This is a genomic window from Streptomyces sp. KLMMK (assembly GCF_036961605.1).
In the GTDB taxonomy this organism is placed as follows: Bacteria; Actinomycetota; Actinomycetes; order Streptomycetales; family Streptomycetaceae; genus Streptomyces; species Streptomyces telluris.
In genome coordinates, this window is the sequence record NZ_JBAMDC010000016.1 from 15391 (window position 1) to 36577 (window position 21187).

Here is a 21187-nt window from a genome sequence, read left to right on the forward strand (position 1 = left end):
CGGCCGCGAAGATCGGCCAAAACCGCAGGCCACGAGCTCGACCAGTGGCTCTGAATTTGACCGGCGCGAAACGAACCACCTCTCCCGCAACTCCGTAAACGCATGGCTGACGGCCGGCGCTTTTTGTCTCCGTCACCAAGTGACCGGGAGCGCCGATACCGAGAACGCGGAGCCGTTGACGTAGCGCAGTTCGTCGCGTGGCGTGGCCAGGCGGAGAGTGGGAATGCGCCGGAACAGAGTGTCGAGGACGATGCGCAGCTCCAGCCGGGCCAGATTCTTGCCGATGCACTGGTGCGGTCCCGAGCCGAAAGCCAGGTGCCCGCGGTTGTCCCTGGTGACATCGAACGTGTCCGGGTCGGCGAAGGCCGCGGGGTCGCGGTTGGCGGCGGCGGACAGGGCGGCGACGCCCTCACCCGCCCGTACGAGAGTGCCGCCGATCTCGACGTCCGCCGTGGCGCGGCGGATCAGGGACAGCTCGACGACGGAGAAGAACCTCAGCAGTTCCTCCACTGCCGCCGGGGTCAGGCCCGGGTCGGCGGTGAGGAGGGCGAGCTGGTCGGGGTGTTCGAGGAGAGCCAGGACCCCGAGTGCGGTCATCGTGGCGGTGGTCTCCAGGCCTGCGGCGACCAGGAGTACGCACAGTTCGACCATGGCCCGGCGGCTCTCGCCACCGCTGAAGAGCTGGTGGCCCGCCAGCCTGCCCAGCAGGTCCTCGGGCCGCTCGGTCATCTTGCTGGCGCACAGCGCGTCGAAATACGCGATCAGAGAGCGGAAGGACTCGGCGCGATCCGCATCAGCGGAGTCGTGGGCCGTCAGCACCGTGGTGTTGGTGGTCAACTCCTGCCGGTCACCGGTCGGGATGCCGAGCAGCTCGCACAGCACCAGACCGGACATCGGCACGGCCAGCGCGGACACCAGGTCGGCGGGCTCGGCGCCGGCCAGCACATCGTCGAGCAGACCGTCGACGATGCACTGGACCTTGGGGCGCAGTTCTCGCATGCGGCGGATGGCGAACTCGCCGGCGACCGCACGACGGGCGGGGGCGTGCTCGGGTGGGTCCATCTCGACCAGCGAGGGCCTGAAGCCGGGGAACACGGTCTCGCCGACGCGCATCCGCGGGAAGTCCGGGTGCGAGCGGTCGGAGCTGAACCGGGCGTCGCCGAGCACAGCGCGGACGTCTTCATGGCGTGCGGCAACGAACACAGTGCGTCCGCTCGGGCCCGTCAGCCTGGGCAGGCCGGCGTACTCCGGCGGCGGGGAGAACGGGCAGGTCCGAGACATCGGCCAAGTCTCGGCTCGCAGCGGGATCTGGTCGTGCATGGTCACCACCTCGACTCGTTCGGAAATCAAGGACGACCGTATGACTGGTGATACCCGAATTTCCCTAGATTCCCGTTGAGGTCGGAAGTCGGCCGTCCGTCCGTATCACCCGGGGGAAGCCGTGCCGTGTGCCGTGACTGTGCCGACGCTGATCCTTCTGGGGGCGGCGAGAGGCTGGCGGGAGGCGTGTTGCGCGGGCTTCTGGACGTCTACGCCCGGTTCCTCGACCGGCAAGCGAACCGCCGTGCCTACCTGCTGTGACCGCCCGGGCAGGAAGGCGAATCGCCATGGTTCCCACAGCATTTCGACCCCGTCGGCGATCCTGTCGGCGACCCTGTCGCGGCTGTGGCCCACAGCGCGATGGGTGCCGGTGCTGCGGTGCTCTGAGGTGCCACGGGACAGATCAGTGGCGCGTACGCGGCTGTCGTCGTCGGAATCCCGGCGCCGGTGATCCTCACGCAGCTCAGCCGCGTCCAGTCGGTGAGCTACGCACTCACCGGAGGGAGGGGCACGACCTGAGGCCGGCGTCGACGAGCGGACGGCTGAACCTGCCCGGCCTGACCTGCACCGATCCCACAGCAGTCGGCCGCCGCGCACCCTGGGGAACCCGGCTGTGTGCCCGGATCAGCTCCCACGCTTCGTCCGACAGGCCACCCGGGTACGGCTCGCGCCCGTCCACACACACCAGCGAACCGCGTGCCCGGCCGTCCATGAAGCCCTCGAACCAGACAACCCGCCTTCAGCGCGACGAGTGCCCCTGGACCTCACAGAACACCCACTGAGAGGGTCGGGTGCCGGATGATGCCAAGTGGACTGTTCGCGGTTCAGCGTTCGGGCGGAAGCAGGGCGCCCGGCTCGTTTCACAGTGCGGATGACAGGGGCCGTCTCGATCATGTGGATGGCATCCAGGGACGCGATTCTTTCGGTCAGGTACCGCGCAAGGTCGAGGGAGTCGCGGCAGTTGACGGCCGCGAGCAGATTGGTCCGGCCGGTGGTCTGGGCCACGAGTGAGACTTCGGGGTGGCTGGCCATCGTGGACGCCACGGCGGTGAGTCGGGAGGGGCACACGGACATCCACAGGCGGGCTTCGGCGCGGAAACCCAGGGCTGTCGGCAGGATGTCGACGGGGAAGGTAAGTGCGCCGGCCTGGCGCAAGGCGGTGAGCCGACGCCGCACGGTCGATTCGGACCAGCCTGTCGCGACGGCAAGTTCGGTGTAGCTCGCCCGTCCGTCCCGTGACAGGAGGTCGAACAGCAGGCGGTCCGCAGGTCCGAGGGACACATCGGTGTGCTCGGCGGGCGACGGGGTGAGCAGGGCGACCTGTGCAGGGGTGAGGCAGGCGGAGCCTGCCCAGTTGTTGGGCAACGCGCGGTTGCCGAGCAGCAGGTGGGCAGAGACGGATGTGATGCGGCTCGTCCTGGGGAGTTTGTGCAGCAGGAGAGCTTCGCTCTCATCGGTGGTGGGCATCTGGGCGCTGCACGATATCTCCGTGCCGCCGGAGAGCAGGTAGACGTAGGACGTGTCGGGGCGGGCGGCGAGGGCTTTGGCGATGGCACCGGCAGCGTCCGGGGTGCACTGCAGCCGGATGGTCCACGCGCTGTAGCCGAGACGGGCGCCGTTGAGAGTGCCGACCACGCGGAGGATGCCGGCGGCGCGCATGCGGCGGTAGCGGCGGGCGACGGTGTGCTCGGAGATGTCGGGGGCTTCGCCGATGACGCGGAACGGGGCTCGGCCGTCGATCTGCGGGGCATGCACCAACCCCTGATCGATGCCATCCAGAGCGACGGTATCCGTATTCATAAGGCATGAATATGCCGCTATCCACCGCTCAAGGCGGCCTGGGTGGTGGCGATGGGGCGTCGATCCGGACCGTGAGAGGCGTCCGACAAGTTCTGCGGAGGAAGTCTCATGCGCAAATGGTGGCCGTTGGTGGCCGTCGGTCTCGGCACGTTCATGTTCCTGCTCGACACCACGGTGTTGTCCGTCGCCCTGCCCGGCATCGGGAGGGGCTGTCCGCCTCGCTGTCCGCGCTGCAGTGGGTGGCCAACATCTACACGCTGGTCCTGGCCGTGCTGATGCTCATGATGGGGGCGTTGGCGGGGACAGGTCACCCCGAACGATGTCGTCTGCACTCCGCAGGGTGGTCCGGGCCCAGCACCCGCAACAGGTCGTCCAGCAGCTCGGCGAAGGCGGTGGCGCACCCCTCGCCCTGCGTCGTCAGCTTCAGCCGTTCCCCGGGCTCCTCGATGAGCACCCACAGGTCGATGTCGTCCACGCCGCGTCAACGGCCGCATCACTACTCGGGTCACAGCCGACGTGCGCATTTCCAGGAGGCTGGTCACGGCCGCGGCGCCGCGCGCCACGATAACGCGATGCGCCCCTCACACCTCACAGCCATCGCCCTACCTGCCTCCTCGCGGCCAGCCTCGTCGGCTGCTCCGAGGCCACGCCCGACAAGCTGGTGCCCTCGGTGTCGGCACCGCGGCTCAGCCAGGCCTGGACGTGGCTACAGCTTCGTCGCCGCTACGTAGAGGATGAAGACCCCGGCGGACGCGGACCTGGTCGGCAATGAGCAACGTCCTTGGCATCCGTCTTTCCGTCACCGCGGTAGCTCTCGGGGACACGGTGAACGGCCCGGCTCGAGAAAACGATGACGACGCAGTGGTGGTGAGCCTCGCCCGCGTCGATGTCGGCCCAGATCGCGGCCGCTTGGCGCCACCGCGCGGTGCACTTGCGGCACTTCCTACGGACGACCTCGCTGTCAGCTCCCGACTGAGCGATCATTCACGACTCCCCATCGGCAGCCAAGCCGTCGTGAGCGCCGGGCGGCCGACCAGTCAAAGCCACCAGTGACAAAGCGCTCCAACCACACCCGGCGCCCCGAGTGGGTCAACCATACGGAAGGCTCACCACATCCCGTAGAACAATGCAGGGAGTGCTTCAGTTGGCCGTGGGTAAAGATGGCGCGCCCCCACCGTCCGCCCGGCTGACCTCACCGTCAGCGCCCTGTGTCATGATGCGGACGCGTCCCTGGGGAGTGGGCCGCGGACTACTGATTGCCGGGGGTTGAGGATGGGCGCGGGTACGGAGCCGGACGGCTCGTCCAGGTCCGATGAGGAGTGGGAGCGGTTTCTGCGTGAGTCGGTGGCGGGTGCCGCCGACGCGCCCAAGGAGCCCTCAGCGCGGGCACGCGACGTGGCGAAGCGGCTGCGCGCGGAGCCCGGCGGCGGCTCGGAGGGCTGGCGCAGCTACACGCCCGCGCGGCCCAAGCGGCGCTTTGGCTGGTCCGTGGCCGGGCTGCTGGCCGTGCTGGTGCTGCTGGTGGTGGCAGTCGCGCCGGGGCGAGTGGTGGACCTGTTCGCCGGCGCCGACTCCTCGCCGTCGCCGGCCGAGACCGCCCGCCCGACCCGGGCGCCCGCGGCGGAGGCGGCCCGACGCCCCACCATGGAGGAGCCGTTCCGCGGCTCGCCGGCGGCGGGATGGGCGAGCGGAGCGGCGGGGATCACCGTGCCCGAGGCCTCGGCGGTCGGCTGGATGAGCACGGCCGAGGTCGAGCGGGCCCTCGCCAGCAGCCGGGACTTCCTCGTCGCGTCCGGTCTGGACGGCGGGGTGCTGCGGGGCGAGCGCCCCGAGAAGGCGATTGCACTGATCAACCCGCACCAGAAGGATGTCCAAGACCTTCTGAACACTGCTTTCCGAGCGCCGAGCGAGAAGAACGACCCCCTCTTCCTCTTCAGCCGCTTCCAACCTTCCCGCACCCGCCTGGTCGGCGACGTCGTGAAGACCCGAGGTCGGCTCACCTACCGGGAAGGCGAGCGCGGTGCGCTCCAGGTGACCGCCGACGTCACTTTCGTCTACCCGGTCACCCGCGCGGACGCGGGCGGCGACGGCGAGATCGTGCGCACGATCGTCCGGCGCGAGCTGGTCCTGAGCTGGGACGACCCCCGTAAGGTGATCACCGAACCGGGCACGTTCTCGATCGTCTCGCACAAGTACGACATGACCAACGGTGGCTGCGGCGCCCCCACGGGCTACTTCACCCCACCCTTCGGCACGGACCGCCGGGCGGACAAGACAGGCACGGAGGTCGACCCGTACGACCGCAGCACGCCGGTCGGACGGGGCGAGTCCTCTGGGAACGAGTGCAGGAGGGCGACGCGGTCCTAGCGGGCGCTACTCGGTGGCGGCCACCCCAACGTCGAGGGCGATGAACATCCCTCTGTGTGATGCCCGGCCACGATCGGGTGTCGAGTGCGTCCCAGGAGAGGATGGCGAGCTGCACGCACTGGCGCTGCCCGGCCTGGGCGGGGCGGTAGATCCGGGCCCAGGGACCGAACCCGCGCTGGGTAAGCTTCCACTTCGCCCGGGTGACCTGCCTGACCACGGGATGCTCGTCGTCCAGCCGCAGGGAGCGGCGCTGCTCAGGGCCCTCCAGCCGCTCCGGGAGCCCGAGCTTCACCGCGGCAGCCGCAGTGAGCACGACCAGCGGATCGGCATCCTTGCCGTTGCGGTGCAGGCGCGGGGCCCCGAGACCCGACTCGGCCAGTGCCCACTCCACCAACTGCGGGACAGTGGACGCCGGGCAGTCCAGCACGAGGCCGTCCAAACCGTAGGCGCGACCGCCGCCGTCCAGGACAGCGAGGGGCCCGTGCGGGAAGCGCGGGTCGATGCCGGCGGTCGGCACGGCACCGCTCGCGGGGTACCGCGGTCTCAGTCGGCGTCACGCGGCCACGACCGGGCCCAGTCGTGCAGAGGCCTGGACAGAGCGGGCACCGTGGCTGCGGAGCCGGGACGGGTCTGCCCGTAGGGTTTAGGACCGGACAACAACACCACCCGGATCCCTCACTGCTGCGGGACTCCCCTTCCTGTACGCGTTGCATTCCGCAAAAGGAGATCACGGTACATGGCCGTGAAAATGCGAGATGTCCAGATCGAGGCCGGCGCAACTACTGTGCGTGGTCTCGATATCCCGCCAGGGGGCATTTCCGTGAATGGCGTGCGCGGGCAGGTGAATGCCGCGGGCGGTACGGCAAAGACCATCATTGCCAGCGCGGCGGCTAGGGCGTATCTGATGAGTCGGTGACGAACCGAGACGAGAACTCGTCCCCAGGCATGTGGGACAGGTAGATCTCAGTGACACGGAGTGGGCCAGGCTGAAGTCGTACTTGCCGAGAAACGTTGGGCGGGGCGGGCGTTGGAAGTGTCACCGCAGGGTGATCAACAGGCTTCTGTTCCGGTTGCGGACCGGGATCCCGTGGCGCGATCTGCCATCCCGGTTTGGTAAGTGGCAGACGATATACGACCGGCATGGCCGCTGGTCGGCGGACGGCACATGGGAAATGCTCCTGCGAGCCGTGCAAGCCGATGCCGATGCGCAGGGGCGAATCGACTGGTCAATGGCGAGCGTGGACTCGACGATCTGCAGGGCCCACCCACACGCTGCGGGTGCCCGTCACCGGGCCCCGGCGGTACCGGGCAGACGAGCCCGGCCGGCCCACCACCGGGACGATGAAGGTCTTGGCCGCTCCCGCGGCGGCCTCACCACAAAGATCCACTTGGTTGGTGAGGGCGGCCTGCAGCCCCTGGCCCTACTGATCACACCCGGACAATGGGGCGACGAGCCTCATGATTCCGGTCCTGGAGAGCATCCGCGTCCCGCGGCCGAAGGGCGGGCACCCGCGCACGCGCCCCGACCACCTCAGCGGCGATCGTGCCTACAGCTCTCGGTGCGACCGCCGCTACCTGACGGCGCCGACAGATCAAGCACACCATCCCTGAGCCGAGGAATCAGCAGGCCAACCGCTTGCACCGTGAGAGCCGAGACGGCCGGCCCACCAGCTTCGAGAAAGCCCGCTACGTTCGCAGGAACGAAGTGGAGCGGCTTATCGGAAAGTTGAAGATCAACCGGGCGGTTGCCACGAGGTCCGACAAGCGGGCCTACGTCTTCTACGGCACTGGGACCGTTGCGGCCATACGCCTGTGGCTTCGTGCATGACCCGTCAGACGGAACCTGACCGGCCCCTGGTCTGCCTCCCCGAGTGCCCGGGGCGGCAGACCAGCCGCCTACGGGGCGATGATCACCTGGAAGGCCTCGCCGTCGAGGATGCGGTCGGACCTCACCGCCGCGCCGAATTCTTTACTGCCCGCATCGACGTTGTCCTTGTTGGTGACGTGGCCGCGTACACAGGGCGCGTTTGTTTTGACATTGCCGTTGCGAAGGACCTTGACATTGCTAACGTCCCATACCCCGCCCACTTGTTGGGGGAGGATGTCCACGCACTGGGTGCCCGCTTTGCCGCCCTCCTGGGTCGCAGCGAAGGGGAACTCGTCACAGGAGTCGTCCGGCACCGAAGGGTCTTTGACGAACCTGTCCGGCGCCAGATTGCAGGTGAGGTCTCGCCTGCGGTTTTTCTCCTCTTCGGTCATTTTCTTGTAGTGCAGGGGTTTGTTCTTGGTGCCCATGCTGAGGGTGGTCAGGTTGTTCTGTGCCCACTCGTAGGTGATGGCGGCGGCCCGGTAGAGGGACCTGCGGACGGTCACGTTGGCCATGTGCTCCGGGATGACGCAGCCCGTCCATTCGCCGGTCTTGCCGTCACAGCGTATCTGGGGGCCGACCCAGTCGGTGTTTGTGGGCGGCAGGAGCTCCCCGGGGACCAGGAGGTCCAGCATCGCGTGGTACTGGGGCTGAACCAGTGCTTCGGCGTCCGGGCCGATCGGAGAGTTGTAGTCGATGCTCCCGCCGACGTGTTCACCCACTTTCGACAGCCTCGCCACGAGGGGCCCCGACGCGGAGCACTGCCCGGTGCAGATGGCCTGCAGGACCAGTTCCACGGCGGGAATACTGTCCGTTTTGCTGTCCAGGGTGACGATCACGCTCTCTTTCCAGTTGGAATGCGGAACGGCCTTGAGCTTGGAGTAGATGTAGAGCCTGCCCTCAGCGATGCCGATCACCTCCTTCTGGTCGGGGCCGTAGTAGGTCCACCTCAATTCTTTTTCAATGCAGTACACGAGGCGGGTGGAGTTGTTGGGGGGCTGTTTGCCGCACAGAGCTTCCGGGCTTTCCGGGTCCGGTTGGTCGTCGCGGGGAGCGGGGGCAAGAGCACGTGCGGTGGCGGGGGCGGGGGCAGACGCCCCGGGCTTGGCCTCGTAGCAGGCCCACGCCGCGCCCTTGGGGGCCCCGCTGCTGGAGGGGACAGCCGTGCAGGTGCCGTGGCCCTGGGGAGGGGCCGCCGGGGCGGCTGTGGCCGGTTGGGATCCCATGGCCAGCAGGGTTGCGGTGAGGGCGAGTGAGGCTATCGCCGCCATGCCGCGTCTGACGTGTTTCACAAGGTGGTCCCTTCCTTCGGTGGCCCCTTTGCGGGCACATCGCAGGCATAGAACCGGTCAACGCCCTTGCACGCCAACCGAATTCGGGACAGTTCTTGATTCTATTTGGCCAGTTGTGGTATCGCCCTGCCGCCCCCGACGGCGCTATTTTCACTCACACTCACCTCACAGACCACACACAGGGGGAAACACGATGCGCCGCACAAGAACCCGCCTGGGCAGAGGGCTCGGAGCACTCATAGCCACCGCGACGGCCGCCGTGGGCCTGGCCGCCACCCCGGCCGCCGCCACCCCGGCCGCCGCCGGGCAGGTCGCCGCCGGGCAGACGGTCCAGCCCGGCCAGACCTGTACCGCAGCCGATCTCGGCAAACGCCACCCGATCATCAAGAGCGCCGAAGTCGCCCCCACCATCACGCACTTCAAAGGCTGGTACGTCACCGAAGGCTCGACCGGCACCCAGAGCGTCAACACGAACACCACGGAGACCATCTCCGTCTCCGTCGGCCTCAACGGCACCGTTCAGGGCAGCTTCGCCGTCGAGGCCCTCGGCTCCGTCGGCGCAAGCCTGGGCCTGAACGTCCAGGTCAACTACACCCAGACATCCAGCACCTCCAAGTCGATCTCGTGGAACTTCCGCCAGCCCGGCTACTACGGACTGTACGAGGGAACGAAGAAGGTCACCGGCACCTACGGCAGCCTCAACTGCAACCGCTCGGATGCGGGCGGCCTGAAGTGGACCGAGGGACCCGACACCGGCAGCTACACCACCTTCACCACCCTCGAAGAAGGCGCGGTGCGCTGCGAGGACAAGGTCCCCGCCAACAGCATCATGGCCAAGGCCCAGGGCCTGTTGGACTGCGGCTCCCCCGCCGCCACCGCGAAGCACCCGGCAGGTCCCGTCCCCTCGGCCAAGGCCGACCAGGCCAAGCACGACGCCGACAACGCCGCAACAGCCGCCAAGGCCGCCCGGAGCACAAAGGCCACCCAGGCTGCCAAGCCTGCCCCGCGCGCCGCCCTGAACTGCCAAGCCGGCGCCTACAGGATCGACGTCCCCGGCAAGCCCCTGAACTGGAGCGCACCGCTCCTGGCCAACGACGGCATCCGCCTGCGCACATCCAATTGGACCAGTGCCCACCTGGACAACTGGTTCCTGTGCAACGTGACGGAGAACAACGGAGTCCTCGAAGCGACCCTGAAGAACTGGGGCAACAGCGGATGCGCCACCATCCCGGCGAACATCGCCAACCAGGAACAGGCCTACCTGACAACGGCCACCTGCGGCGAGGACGACCTCCAGCGGTTCTACATCTACCGCGACGTACCCGGCAGCACGAAGATCGGCCTGCAGAACAAGTACACCGGCTCCATGATGGGCCACGACCGGTACGCGGACGGGGAACTCATCCGCCAGTACTCCAGCGGCAGGCAGGACGGCACGGGTACGTACACCCTGACCCGAGTCTGACAGCCCCCACCCCATGAGCGCGGCCCCGCACCTGAGCCCCCGGCCTCCCGGTTCCGTGCGGGGCCTTCCGTGTCTCCACCCCGAACCCAGCCTTGGGGACCGGTGCCCGTGGCCGAACGTCCCCTGTTATATGCAGCGAACCCATTCCAGGGTGGTTCGCGCTTCAGCCTGACTACAGTAATGAGGTCAACGCACGTGTATGCGAGGCGTGTTGACGATAGCCAACGAGTTCTCGTCTCGGTTCGTCACCGACCCATCAGGCAGGCCCTAGCCCAGCGCCGCTGACGCCGCAGATCGTCGCCGCACTCAATCCGGAGATCGAGCTCGCCGATCTGATCCGAGACATCTCAGAGATCGGTTACCCCGCCTGAGGGCGCCACGCCCCTCCGCACCACGATCGCGCCACCAGCGGGCCTCCCGCACAGCGCCCGGCGCACGCCTCAACCCCGCCACCGCCTTCGTCGGTCCGGCGACGCGGCAGCGCTTCGCCGCACTGACATCCGAGGGATTGAGCCATACGGGGTACACCGTGTACTCGCGGACCTGCTCCAGGCTTCGCATGAGTAGCTTGGTGCGTACATGCCCTGATGGGCGGCGTCGGATCGGGAGGAGTGCGCCATGCGCAGATATTCCGTTGTCGCGGCGGCAGTTGTTGGGGCCATCGCCCTGACCCTGGGAAGCACCGCCGTGGCGGAGCAGCCAGGGCCACGGCTGGCTCAGCGCTATCTGAACCTGCACCAGTGCGTCTACGTCGGCAGTGGCGGGCACTACACGAACGTGCTGCCGAACACGGCGAACGCAGCATTCAACACGGGTACGAACGTCTCCGACACGCCGGACACGGCACTCTCGTGCGGCCCAGGGGGCGGGGGCTGGCGTCCCGCTCCCGCCAACTCCGCGGTGAAGGCCTTCGACCTCACCGTCGGCCGGTACCTGAACCTGCACCAGTGCGTGTACTTCTCGGCCGGGCAGCACTACACAGCCGTGCTCCCGAACACCCCGAACGCCAACTTCAACACCGGCACCAACGTCTCCAACACCGCGGACACCACGCTGACCTGCAGCCCGGGAGGGGGTGGCTGGAGACTGCTGCTGGCCAACTCCGCCGTGCAGTCCTTCGATCTGACCGACAACCGCTACCTCAACCTGCACCAGTGCGTGTGGACGTCGGGCGGGCAGTACTACATGGGCCTGCTGCCCAATACCCCCAACGCCAACTTCAACACCGGAACCAACGCGTCCCGCACGGCCGACTCGGCACTGAGCTGCCGCCCTGGAAGCCCAGGCTGGTCCCTCGACCAACTCAACTCGGCATACCGCCCCCTGGGCAGCTGAGCCGGCCTGACGCGGTCACTGCATGCCCCCGGGCCGTCATGGAACCGGGAGTATGGAGTGAGCAACGCCGGCGGTCGAGTACCGGCTCCAGCTTCCCCGCTTCATGCCATGGCGGGGAGAGCCGAGGCACCGGTCTGGTGCCGATGGCCACGCACTGGTGACAGTGCAGCAGTGGTCCCGGCATCCGGGGCGCCGGGCGACGCGACCATCACTCGCCTGCTTCTTTCGCGCGTCGGCGACCAGGTCACACTGCGCTGAGCAATACATGCAGGGGAGGTTCGGGGCGGGCGGCCAGTGATGGTCTTACGGGCGCGGATCGATTGGATGTGCGGGCCAAATCTCATGCCGGTTCGGGAAGCGGCTCCTGGGAAACGGGCCAGCCGAAAGACCGGCACAATGCCCCCGGGGCGACTTCACCATCTGGAAAGCCGGTGGGCGGCCGCCGCTACCACGGGAGCACTGACGGCTTCCGTTGCCACCACCAGACGGTTTCGTGTGCCTCTGGCAGAGAGCCGGTCGCCTCGATGAGGGCTTGGCCATCATCCTGCTCGGTGAACTTCGTGAAGTCGCCGTCAATGTGCTCGGCCAGTTCCCGCAGAAGCTCGCCTGCCGGCTCCGGAAGATCGTTGATCAGCTGTGCGATGTCGTTGCGGGCTCGGAGGCCAGCCCGGTACATGTCTGCTGAACAGCGTCCGGTCGGCGGCCATCCCGATCCCATGCGTCGTGGGGCGCCGCCGTACTGCGTCCCACTGCTCGGCTTCCGGCTCCAGGGCGTCGTGCGCTGTCTCAGCACCCGTTTCCTGCGAGTCCCCCGCAGCCGCGGGATCCGGAGCATCGGCGGCAGACTGCCCGGCCTGCGGCTCCGAGGTACTGGTCTTCTCCGGTGCGCTGCCGGCTTCCTCCGCATCCGCCGGATCCGGAGCATCGTCTGCCTGCTCGGCACCCGCGCCCTGCGCGTTTACGGGGCCTGTCTCGGAGTCTGTATCCTCAGCAGTCGCCGGCTCCGGGGCGTCAGCGTCCCCATGCTCGGCTTCCAGCTCCGGAGCATCGGTTTCCTCGGGTGCACTGCTGGATTCCTCTACGACCTCCGGCTCCAGGGCCTCGTCCGCGTCCCCGGCACCCGCTTGCTGCGAGTCCTCCGCGTCCGCCGGCTCCGGGACCTCGGTGCCGGGCTGCTCGGACTCCGGTTCCGGGGTGCTGGTCTGCTCCGGTGCGCTGCCGCCTTCCTCCGCATCCGCCGGCTCTGGAGCATCGTCCGCCTGCTCGGCACCCGCGGCGCGCCCAACCATAGGCTCCTGCGCTTCCGCCGGGCCTGTGTCGGAGCCCGCATCCTCCGCGCTCGTCGGCTCCGGGGCATCAACGGGCTCCGGAGGCGGGGCTTCTGGGGATGGCGGGGGCTGTTCAGGCCGACGGTCGTCCATGATCAATATTCTGACATTGCCACGTCAAAACACCGAAGCCGCATACACATGCACATGGGAGACCCGAAGCAGCCCATGGCACCCCAGCACCCCCAGGAGCCCGTACCGGCGATTCACCTTCAGGAACGGCAGGTAGGCGGTGTGTGGAGTGTCAAGGATGTCAAGATCCTGCGGGGCACCACGGATGCGCCCTGTGTGCGCTCCCACGTCACCAACGACGTGAACACCGCTGCGGGCGGCGAGCTCGGCCGCGCGGTGCAGGCCGACCGCATCCTCGAGAACGAGCCGTACCAAGTGATCACCGACCTGTGACCGGCCCCCGCGCCCGGCCACCCGGTATGCCGTACGACATAGGCCGGCAGGCGTCGTAGATCACAGGCGCACGCCTGACGGGCATGGGAAGGCCCCCAATGGTGATGGAGTGCACCATGCCGAGGAATCGGCCCCGGTCGTAGGCGCACCTCTCCGTGCCAGGGGGCGTTCGCCTAATGCGTGGGCAATCGTGGGGTGTACAAGGCAGCGGAGCACGCGGCTAGACGGCCGTCGGTAGCGTCGATAACGAACACGGCGACCCGTGCGTCGTTCATCAGCATCGCGGCGACGGTCTTTCGCACTGGGCTTCCATGGGCCGTCCGGGGTGGGACCCGGCCTGGTTGGCGGCCTGTCAGCGGCACTACGCGGCCGTACGGGAGCCACTACGAGGCCAGGGGCAGGCGGAGCTCCTGCCCCGGGTCACCGTGCAACAGGACGGACCTCGGCCGGTGGCTGGCCGGCAGTGCCAGCGCACCGTCCGGAAGAGCCGACGAACGGGCAGCGCGAGTGCCTGGGAGCAGCCCCGTGACGTAGCCACTGCGGCTTGGAGCGGGAAGGGTCCGTGAAGCCGTCCAGGAACGTCTCGGGAGGGAGGGCCAGCGGCACATGTGCTGGGAGGGGCGAGGCCCACCGGTCCACCAGCTCTGCACAAACGACCGGCCAGGGAACGCCAGGAAGCCGTCGGCTACGGCTTCGTACTGCTGTACAACGTGCCCGAGAAGCCCTAACGGCCAAGCGGACCTGCGCTACTGCACCATGGCTACGGCCTCTTCTTCCGGGATGTCCCACGAGGGGCACTGTCCCGTCGGAAACGACCACAACGCGCGCGGCGGGCTTCAGCTTCCCCACACGTAAAACCCAGGGAAGCCGGGGCCGTCCGCCGTCCGCCGTCATGCAGGCGCGGTGAGGCGCGCCTGTGCGATGAGCCGGTCCAGCAGCGAGAGCAAGCAGCTGCGGACGTCCTCCCGGGAGCGGGCGTCGAGCAGGAGGACGGGGGTGTCCGGGTCCTTCAGGTGCAGGGCCGCCTTGATCTCCTCGGGGGTGTACGGCTGTTCGCCGTTGAAGCAGTTCGCGCCGACGATGAACGGCAGTCCGCGGTTCTCGAAGAAGTCGATGGCGGGGAAGCTGCGGTCCAGCCTCCGGGTGTCGACCAGGACGACGGCCCCGAGCGCCCCGTACAGCAGGTCGTCCCACATGAACCAGAAGCGTTCCTGGCCCGGTGTGCCGAAGAGGTACAGGGCCACTCCGGCGTCGGTGAGGGTGATGCGGCCGAAGTCCATCGCGACCGTGGTCGCCGTCTTGCTCTCGATGCCGTCGAGGTCGTCGACGCCGACGCCGGCGGACGTCAGCCGCTCCTCGGTCCGCAGCGGATCGATCTCGGAGATGGCCTCGACCAGAGTCGTCTTGCCGACTCCGAAGCCCCCGGCGACGAGGATCTTGACGGGGGACGCTTCCGGCGCGGTGGCGCTGTCATAGTCGGGCAAGGTTGTCCCTGATTTTCATGAGCAGGTGGACGTTGGAGGTCTCGGAGGCGTCCAGCGGCGGCCGGTGGCGGATCAGGCCGCGTTCCAGCAGCTCGCCGAGCAGGACCACCGTGGGAGTCAGGCGCATCCGCATCCGAGCAGCGATCTCGGCGACCGCCCGTCCGTTCGGCGACGGGCACATGGCGAGGATCTCCTGCCATTCCGTGGGCAGGCCGCCGTGACCGTGGCCGGCACCGGGGGCCGCTGTGATCAGGGTGTCCATCGTCAGGCCGTGGCGGGACGCGGCTGTACGCCCGTCGGTGAGGGCGTACAGCCGCGTCCGGCGGCGCCGTCCGGGCTGGGGGTCGGCCGCCATTACGAGGTGGGCGCCTGTGAACGTTCCGGGGTGTCCAGCCACTCGCCGAGCGCCTGCGCGGCGCGGACCGTCTCGCCGCCCAGTTCCCCGAGCCGTGCCTTGCGGGAGGCCACCACGATCAGGGTGCTGCCCGATCCGCATCCGACGATGCACAGGTACCGGTCGTCCATCTCGACGAGTTGGCGGATCACTCCGCCACCGTCGATCTCCCGCGAGATGGCCTTCATGGTGGACGCGATACCGGAGGACGCGGCGGCGACCCGTTCGGCTTGGTCCCGCTCCAGCATGTAGGCGCTGAGTTTGATCCCGTCGTTGGAGAGGAGTACGGCTCCTTGAATCCCCGCGATCCTGCTCAGGTTGTTGTCCAGGATGCTGTAGATCGCATCGTTCTGTGTCGTCGTCATGGCTGGTCCTGTCGGAGCTCGAGTTCCACTTGCCTGGTGCTGTCTTCGTAGTCGGCCCAGGCGTCGGCCACCTCTTCGGGGGTGGCGGCGTCCTGGCCCGCGCCCACCGGTCCGGCCGAGCGCGGCTCGCGGAGCTGCTGGGCCAAGTGGGCCTGCGGGATGCGCTCGGGGAGGGCCGGCCGGCCGGAGGCGTCCCCGGAACCGGGCCGTGGCGGTACCTCCTCCGGGCCGGGCCTCGCGTCTGCGTTCGCCCCGGATTCCGCCGCGGCGACCCGCGCCGTGTTCCCGGCCTCCCGTGCCTGCTCCTTCCGCAGGCGGCGGGGCAGGCCCGGCGCGCCGGGAGCGGGCTCGCCGGAAGCGGGTCCGCCGGAAGCGAGCTCGCCGGACGGCCGCTGCGGGACAAGCTTCGGCCGCCGTTCCTCGGCGGGCCGCGGTTCGGCCCCGGCTTCCTCCACCGGTACGGGCACTGCAGCGCGCTCCCGGGTCGCCACGAGGTGCTCAGCCGGGACGATCGCTATGGCGGAGGTTCCGCCGAACGCCGACCGGCGCAGCGTGACCGTCGCCCCGAGCTGGTCGGCGAGGTGGCCGACCACGAAGAGGCCGAGCCGGTGGGCGTTCCGGGCGAGCACGGAGTACGGCGGGGCCGAGTGCAGTCGGGCGTTCATCTCCTCGTACCTCTCGGCGGTGACGCGCGGGCCGCGGTCCTCGACCTCGATGCAGAGGCCGTCGCCGACCAGTTCGGACCGGATGGCGACCCTCGTCGTCGGCGGGGAGAAGCGGGTGGCGTTGTCCAGCAGCTCCGCCAGGAGGTGGCTGAGCTGGCTGATCACGCCGGCCTCCACGCTGGTCTCGTCCAGGGCGTGCCGGTCGATGCGCCGGAAGTCCTCGACTTCGGCTGCCGCCTCGCGCAGCAGATCGGCGATGCGCATGGGCTCCATGTGCGGGTCGGGGATCTCGCCGCCTGCCAGGATGAGCAGGTTCTCGATCTGTCTGCGCATGCCGACCGTGAGCTGATCGGAGCTCATGAGGTCGGCGAGGAGTGCCTCGTCCTGGCCGAAGGTGTCCTGGATGTGCTCGGTGAGGGCGAGCTGCCGGCTGACCAGGTTCCCGGTCCGTGCGGCGATGCCGGAGGCGAACACGCTGAAGCCCTGCCGCTCGTCGGCGAGCTCCCGGTGTCCCTCGACGGACACGGCGACGACGCGGGCGAAGGCGTCGCTGATCCGTCCGACCTCGTCCTGTTCGCCCCCCGGCTGCGGCAGTGCGTCGGCGCTGACGGACTCTCCGCGCCGGAGGCGGGCCACGACCTCCGGCAAGGTCTCCTCGGCGACCGCCACCGTGCGGTCGTGGAGGTCCCGCAAACGGCGCAGGACCGAACGCGTCGTGAAGACCACGAGGGCGACGACCAGCAGGAGGGCGGCACTGCTCGTCGCTACCAGGACGACGACCTGGTGCTCCAGCTCGGCCGCCCGGTCGTCGGCGTGGGCGAGCAGCTCCTGCAGCTCGCTCTCGTCGAGGGTGTTCAACTGGGCGGAGAAGGTTTCGTAGGCCGCTCGCCAGTCACTGACGTCCGGCGGCAGCATGACGCCGGAAGAGACGTCCCGGTGCTCGTCTACGACGGCCTTCTCGATACGGGATTTGGTCTGCCAGGCGGTCGAGGTGAGGATCCGCTGGAGAGCGTCCTGGTCGTCGAGGGGCAGGTCGCGGGCGACCGAGTCGTACAAGTAGTTGCCTGCTCCGGCGGCTTGGATGAATTCGCCGAACCTGGCGGGGGTCAGCTTCCCGGAGGGGCCCGACAGCGCGAGGATGGAATCCTCGCGAGCCACCGCCTCCGCCGCCGAGAGCAGGGCCACGAGCGACGTCGTCTCCTGCGTGAGCGCGCCGTCGTCGACGTGGCTGAAGTCTCCGTAGCACCGGACCGTCCCGCCGATCAGCCCGGTGTAGAAATTAACGGTGTCGTCCGGGGTCCCGTGGCGTGCGTCGGCCCGTTCGCGCTGGGCGCCCAGGTCGGCCAACCCCCGCGCGACTTCACGGAGGCGGTCCTTCGCCCGGTCGGAATGGACCTGATCGGGGTCCGACGACTTCAGGAACGCGGTGACGGCCCGGTCGGTGTCGGCCCGGCGGTTACGCAGGTCGGCCCCGGGTACGGGCATGCCCGACCACCAAGCGGCGGTGACCGCGCGCTCCGACTGCAGTTTGGTCATGAGCTGGTACAGCGGTACGACGGTCTGCCGCCCGGCCGCCACGTCCTCGCGCAGGTGCCGGGCCTCCTGCACCGACCGCTCGGAGCTGATGACGACCTGGACGCCCATCGCCAGGGTGGGCACCACTGCGAGCCCGACGAGCAGGGTACGCAGGCACACGGCTCGTCGTCGGCTTCTTCGTACCGGCTCGCCCGGGCCTTCGGATCCTGTGGGAGTCATCAATCCTCGTCAAACACAGCCGACCATTTCGGAGTGGATGCCGATCATAACCAGCCAATTCCAAAAGCGGCGGTTGAGGTTGACGTGCAGGAATGGTAAGGGCACTCAAGAGCAGTTCATCGCCGGTTGCGGTGATTGTCGGCTGTGCCCGGAGAAGTCGGGACAGGCCGGCGGCGACCGCTACCCATCCTGTCCCGTCCCCGCAGCCGCTCGTGCCGGGCCGGGCCGGGCCGCGCCGGCCATGCCGGGCCGCACCTTCGATGCCGTTGTGCATCTTCACACGCCGGGGCATCGATTCGGGCAACCGCTGGGAATGGGAAGGGGCCGTACCCGGCTTCTCGTGCCGGTCGGCGAACTACCTTGGCCGGCCCCGCCAGCGCACGAACCGGCTGCCAGGCTGTAGGCAGTTCGTTGATCCGCCACAGGTCTCCGGTTGGCCAACGTCTCGCAGGATGAGGACGCCGCGGACAGCGCTTACGACCGTCCTCTCGATCAGTTCGGCTTGCCGGAGCACATGTCAGACGAAGGCTGCTCTACCATCCGGCAAATTCCCGCCCGAGCAATCAAGTTCGATGCCTGGTTCAAGGCTGGTGTCCGAGGGCGAGCTAGGGTGACCGCTATGCGATGGGGAGATCGTCCGGTTTGGGTCCGGTGCACGGCTGCGGTGTATGTGGTCGGGTTCCTGGAAGGGACGGGAGCGCACGGGTATTTTCTGGCGACGGGCGGCATTGGCGCCTACGGCTACGCGCCGTTGCCCGTCCAACTGCTCTTCCATGGGCTCTTGCTGCTGGACCCGCTGGCCGCACTCATGATCATCCGTGCCCGCCCTGGCGGACCGTTGCTCGCTGCCGTGGTCATGCTCGCGGACGTGGTGGGCAACTGTAACGTCGCGTGGAGCGCGGTCATGACGCATCCCACCGCGTTTCTCCGCCCGATAGGGCTGTTGCCGATCACGCTCTTCGGCATCTTCGTCCTGCTGACAGCGCTCCCGCTTCGCCGAGCACTGGCGTCCAGCGGTGACGCCGAGGCCTGCGTCCCATCTCCGGCCGAAGCAGGATGACGCACCGTGTGCCGGCCCGGCCGGGCGTGCGCCCCGCCTGTTCGATCACCTCGATCACCTTGCGGCTGCGCTCTGCCCTCGGCCGTCGGCATTTCGTGATCGAGTAGGTCCCAACGAGGACACCCACACCGAAGGCGGCCAGTGGCGGCCGTCTGTGTAGGTACTTGACGCTTCTCCAGGCCCTCGCCTTGCGCCGCGGCGCCGCGGTCACTCCTCCGTGCCGCTTCCAGCAGCAGGCCACCGATGACCCGCCCGTACATCAGGCGTGCAGCCCTTCCTGTCACGCCGTCAAGGAATCGGGGCACTCCGCGGTCCAGCGGGTGACCGCCCGCACTTCGCGCGGACAACACGCCCTCGCTTCTCCACCCGGCAGTGGCCGGGATCGGCGCCGGAGGAGAGCGGCTCCCATCTCACGGCCTCCATGGGGTCATCGAAGGCGACGGGGCCGAGACGGGTACGGGCAACGAACCGCGTTCCTGTGCGGGTGGGTGGCGGAATGATCACCTCGATCGTGGTGAACGGCACGTGGGCGACGTGTCCCTCCCAGTGCGTGAGCCGTTCCCAGACGCTCCCGGCCCCGGCAGCGGGACCTGTCGTGCGATCCGGAAGAAGGCCATGCCCGTACGCAGCCGCCCGGTCCTCAGGGCGGCCGGCCGCCGAAGCACGGGCCGGACACTCTTGACCCTGCAGTGGCCTCACCCCACACGCCCGGCTCGCCCGCCTCAAGTCTTCCGCCGCAGCCACCGAAGGACCAGAAGTACCGTTCCCGAGACAGAGAAGCGGAGTTGGGTGTACCGCCCCATGGACAGCCACACCCGCCGCAGCTACCTCGCCCTTACTCAACGCCCCAGCAGCGGAAACACACCAACTTGACGTGCTGTCACTGGCATCCACTAAACACCGAGCCAGCACGTCGCAGCAGAGTCCGCTGCGACGTCGCTTCCTGTACTCGGCCGACCTTCGCCGAGCAAGTCATGGGGCTGACCTTCAGTTACGGCCGCCGCAGTGTCCTGCTGGCGGAAGACGCTGGTTGGAGAGCCTGGCTGGTGAGGCCGAGCGTACCTTGTCCTGAACACGACTTGCTCAACTCTGACGTCAACTGAATGCTAGAAAAGCCAGTAATACGGCTCAGCATCGGAGATCGGCAGACGTGGCAGTCTGCACATCCTTGACCCGACGCAGATACTGAACCGGAATCCTGGATGGACACGGTACACGGTACTGCGTCAACAGACTCAGGGGGGTACTCGATGAGTATCTCAGACACGCGATGGATTCTCGCATTCGATGCATCCTGCGGCACGTGCCGGGAAATGGCCGGTGCCCTCTCGCAAGCGTCCGCCTGCAAGGTCGAGGTGCTACCGCTGTCCGCCCCAGAGGTGTGCCAGTGGAGGGAGCAGGCGCTGGGAGCGCAGCCGCGGTGGGCACCGACGCTGCTGCGCGTGCAGCCGACGGGGCCGGTACATGCCTGGATCGGCGCACAGATGGGCCTTCCTCTGATGCGCCGCATAGGACCGCGATCCACCGTACGTGTATTGCAGCGTCTCGGACAGATACGCCGCCAGGCTCAAGGGCACCCCTTGGAGCGCGACGGGAGCACCAACGCCATCGGTCGGGCCCGGTTCCTGCGGCTGGGTGCGGGAGCCGCTGTAGCCGTCGGCATCATGCTGACGGGCAGGACACCTGCGTTTGCGGAGCAGACATGCGCAGCCGCCCACAAGTGGGCAGAGGAGAACAAAGACCAGCTTCCGCAACACTACGACGAGATCGTCGCCTATCCGATGGGGTACCGGCTTGCAATCTACAGCAGGATCCCCTCTGCCGCGAAGAGCCGTTTCTGGGTGGAACACCTACAGCGATATCAGTCCGCGCACCCCAATCTGTCACAATCACAAAGGCGCGTCGTCGACACAGTTGTCGCACTCGCGTCCCAGCCTTCGACCTTCGCGTCAGACCGCGTTTCAGATGAGGTCGGCCTTCTCGCCGACACGGTCAAGAACGTGTTTTCAGATACTGAGGCGCGCGCCCTCGTCGCGACCATTGGGCCCGCTGATCAATCAGCCATCACCACCAATGCTCAGGCGCCCATCTGTGAGTGTAGTGACGCCTCTCCGTACTGCAGCGACTGCCGTTGCCAGTACCGGTCCCATGGCTGTCTCTTCACTAACAAGGGTTGCGGGTTCCTGGGGCTCTACGTGTGCAACGGGCTGTGTGAGTGCTGACGCCGCCGAACTCTGCAGCACCGACGGAACCGTGGTTGACTGACGAGCTCGTGCCCGTCCCGC

General features: G+C 68.2%; 16 protein-coding genes and 2 pseudogenes. 9 read left to right on the forward strand and 9 right to left on the reverse strand.

Annotation, left to right across the window (positions count from 1 at the left end):
• Positions 1 to 132 precede the first annotated feature (132 nt).
• The 3 genes from V7793_RS05185 to V7793_RS05195 form a co-directional block, all read right to left on the reverse strand.
• Complete coding sequence (locus V7793_RS05185) at positions 133 to 1320, reverse strand: cytochrome P450 (RefSeq protein WP_335581710.1); 1188 nt, start codon at positions 1318 to 1320, stop codon at positions 133 to 135.
• A 624-nt stretch (positions 1321 to 1944) separates the two neighbouring features.
• The gene (locus V7793_RS05190; RefSeq protein ID WP_335581711.1) at positions 1945 to 3120 is read right to left on the reverse strand and encodes an Lrp/AsnC family transcriptional regulator; all 1176 of its coding nucleotides are present in this window, start codon (positions 3118 to 3120) and stop codon (positions 1945 to 1947) included.
• A 307-nt stretch (positions 3121 to 3427) separates the two neighbouring features.
• Entirely contained in the window at positions 3428 to 3595 is a 168-nt protein-coding gene (locus V7793_RS05195) for a hypothetical protein (RefSeq protein ID WP_335581712.1), read from the reverse strand.
• Positions 3596 to 4392: 797 nt separating this feature from the next.
• Here V7793_RS05195 and V7793_RS05200 point away from each other — a divergent pair.
• Entirely contained in the window at positions 4393 to 5487 is a 1095-nt protein-coding gene (locus V7793_RS05200) for a hypothetical protein (RefSeq protein WP_335581713.1), read from the forward strand.
• A gap of 46 nt (positions 5488 to 5533) precedes the next feature.
• On the opposite strand, the pseudogene V7793_RS05205 reads toward V7793_RS05200, so the two are convergent.
• Positions 5534 to 5989: pseudogene (locus V7793_RS05205) on the reverse strand (telomere-associated protein Tap); the annotation flags it as partial.
• Positions 5990 to 6223: 234 nt separating this feature from the next.
• Between V7793_RS05205 and V7793_RS05210 the strand changes: the two are divergent.
• Both V7793_RS05210 and V7793_RS05215 read left to right on the forward strand, forming a co-directional pair.
• Positions 6224 to 6403, forward strand: coding sequence for a hypothetical protein (locus V7793_RS05210; protein WP_335581714.1), 180 nt, complete (start codon positions 6224 to 6226; stop codon positions 6401 to 6403).
• Between the two features lie 31 nt (positions 6404 to 6434).
• Positions 6435 to 7315: pseudogene (locus V7793_RS05215) on the forward strand (IS5 family transposase).
• Positions 7316 to 7383: 68 nt separating this feature from the next.
• Here the strand turns inward: V7793_RS05215 and V7793_RS05220 are convergent.
• Entirely contained in the window at positions 7384 to 8646 is a 1263-nt protein-coding gene (locus V7793_RS05220) for a NucA/NucB deoxyribonuclease domain-containing protein (RefSeq protein ID WP_335581715.1), read from the reverse strand.
• 193 nt (positions 8647 to 8839) lie between these two features.
• Here V7793_RS05220 and V7793_RS05225 point away from each other — a divergent pair, with 193 nt between their 5' ends.
• The 4 genes from V7793_RS05225 (at position 8840) to V7793_RS05240 (ending at position 13179) form a co-directional block, all read left to right on the forward strand.
• A complete protein-coding gene (locus V7793_RS05225; RefSeq protein ID WP_335581716.1) occupies positions 8840 to 10111 on the forward strand; it encodes a hypothetical protein in 1272 nt (423 codons plus the stop codon).
• A 618-nt stretch (positions 10112 to 10729) separates the two neighbouring features.
• A complete protein-coding gene (locus V7793_RS05230) occupies positions 10730 to 11446 on the forward strand; it encodes a hypothetical protein (RefSeq protein ID WP_335581717.1) in 717 nt (238 codons plus the stop codon).
• 532 nt (positions 11447 to 11978) lie between these two features.
• Entirely contained in the window at positions 11979 to 12131 is a 153-nt protein-coding gene (locus V7793_RS05235) for a hypothetical protein (RefSeq protein WP_335581718.1), read from the forward strand.
• Between the two features lie 790 nt (positions 12132 to 12921).
• Positions 12922 to 13179: a hypothetical protein gene (locus V7793_RS05240; protein WP_335581719.1), complete on the forward strand. Its 258-nt coding sequence runs from the start codon at positions 12922 to 12924 to the stop codon at positions 13177 to 13179.
• An 890-nt stretch (positions 13180 to 14069) separates the two neighbouring features.
• Here the strand turns inward: V7793_RS05240 and V7793_RS05245 are convergent.
• The 4 genes from V7793_RS05245 to V7793_RS05260 are packed head-to-tail and all read right to left on the reverse strand — an operon-like array spanning position 14070 to position 17782.
• Positions 14070 to 14663 (reverse strand): GTP-binding protein, encoded by a 594-nt coding sequence (locus V7793_RS05245; protein ID WP_335581720.1) that lies wholly within the window; start codon positions 14661 to 14663, stop codon positions 14070 to 14072.
• Entirely contained in the window at positions 14650 to 15018 is a 369-nt protein-coding gene (locus V7793_RS05250; protein ID WP_335581721.1) for a DUF742 domain-containing protein, read from the reverse strand. Before V7793_RS05250 ends, V7793_RS05245 begins: the two co-directional genes overlap by 14 nt.
• Positions 15018 to 15422 carry a roadblock/LC7 domain-containing protein gene (locus V7793_RS05255; RefSeq protein WP_335581722.1) on the reverse strand — a complete coding sequence of 135 codons (405 nt, stop codon included), beginning with the start codon at positions 15420 to 15422 and terminating at the stop codon, positions 15018 to 15020. The genes V7793_RS05250 and V7793_RS05255 overlap by 1 nt, the downstream gene beginning before the upstream one ends.
• Positions 15419 to 17782 carry a sensor histidine kinase gene (locus tag V7793_RS05260; protein ID WP_335581723.1) on the reverse strand — a complete coding sequence of 788 codons (2364 nt, stop codon included), beginning with the start codon at positions 17780 to 17782 and terminating at the stop codon, positions 15419 to 15421. The genes V7793_RS05255 and V7793_RS05260 overlap by 4 nt, the downstream gene beginning before the upstream one ends.
• A 493-nt stretch (positions 17783 to 18275) precedes the next feature.
• On the opposite strand from V7793_RS05260, the gene V7793_RS05265 reads away from it, so the two are divergent.
• Both V7793_RS05265 and V7793_RS05270 read left to right on the forward strand, forming a co-directional pair.
• The gene (locus V7793_RS05265; RefSeq protein WP_335581724.1) at positions 18276 to 18902 is read left to right on the forward strand and encodes a hypothetical protein; all 627 of its coding nucleotides are present in this window, start codon (positions 18276 to 18278) and stop codon (positions 18900 to 18902) included.
• Between the two features lie 1250 nt (positions 18903 to 20152).
• A complete protein-coding gene (locus tag V7793_RS05270) occupies positions 20153 to 21124 on the forward strand; it encodes a bacteriocin fulvocin C-related protein (RefSeq protein ID WP_335581725.1) in 972 nt (323 codons plus the stop codon).
• Positions 21125 to 21187 lie beyond the last annotated feature (63 nt).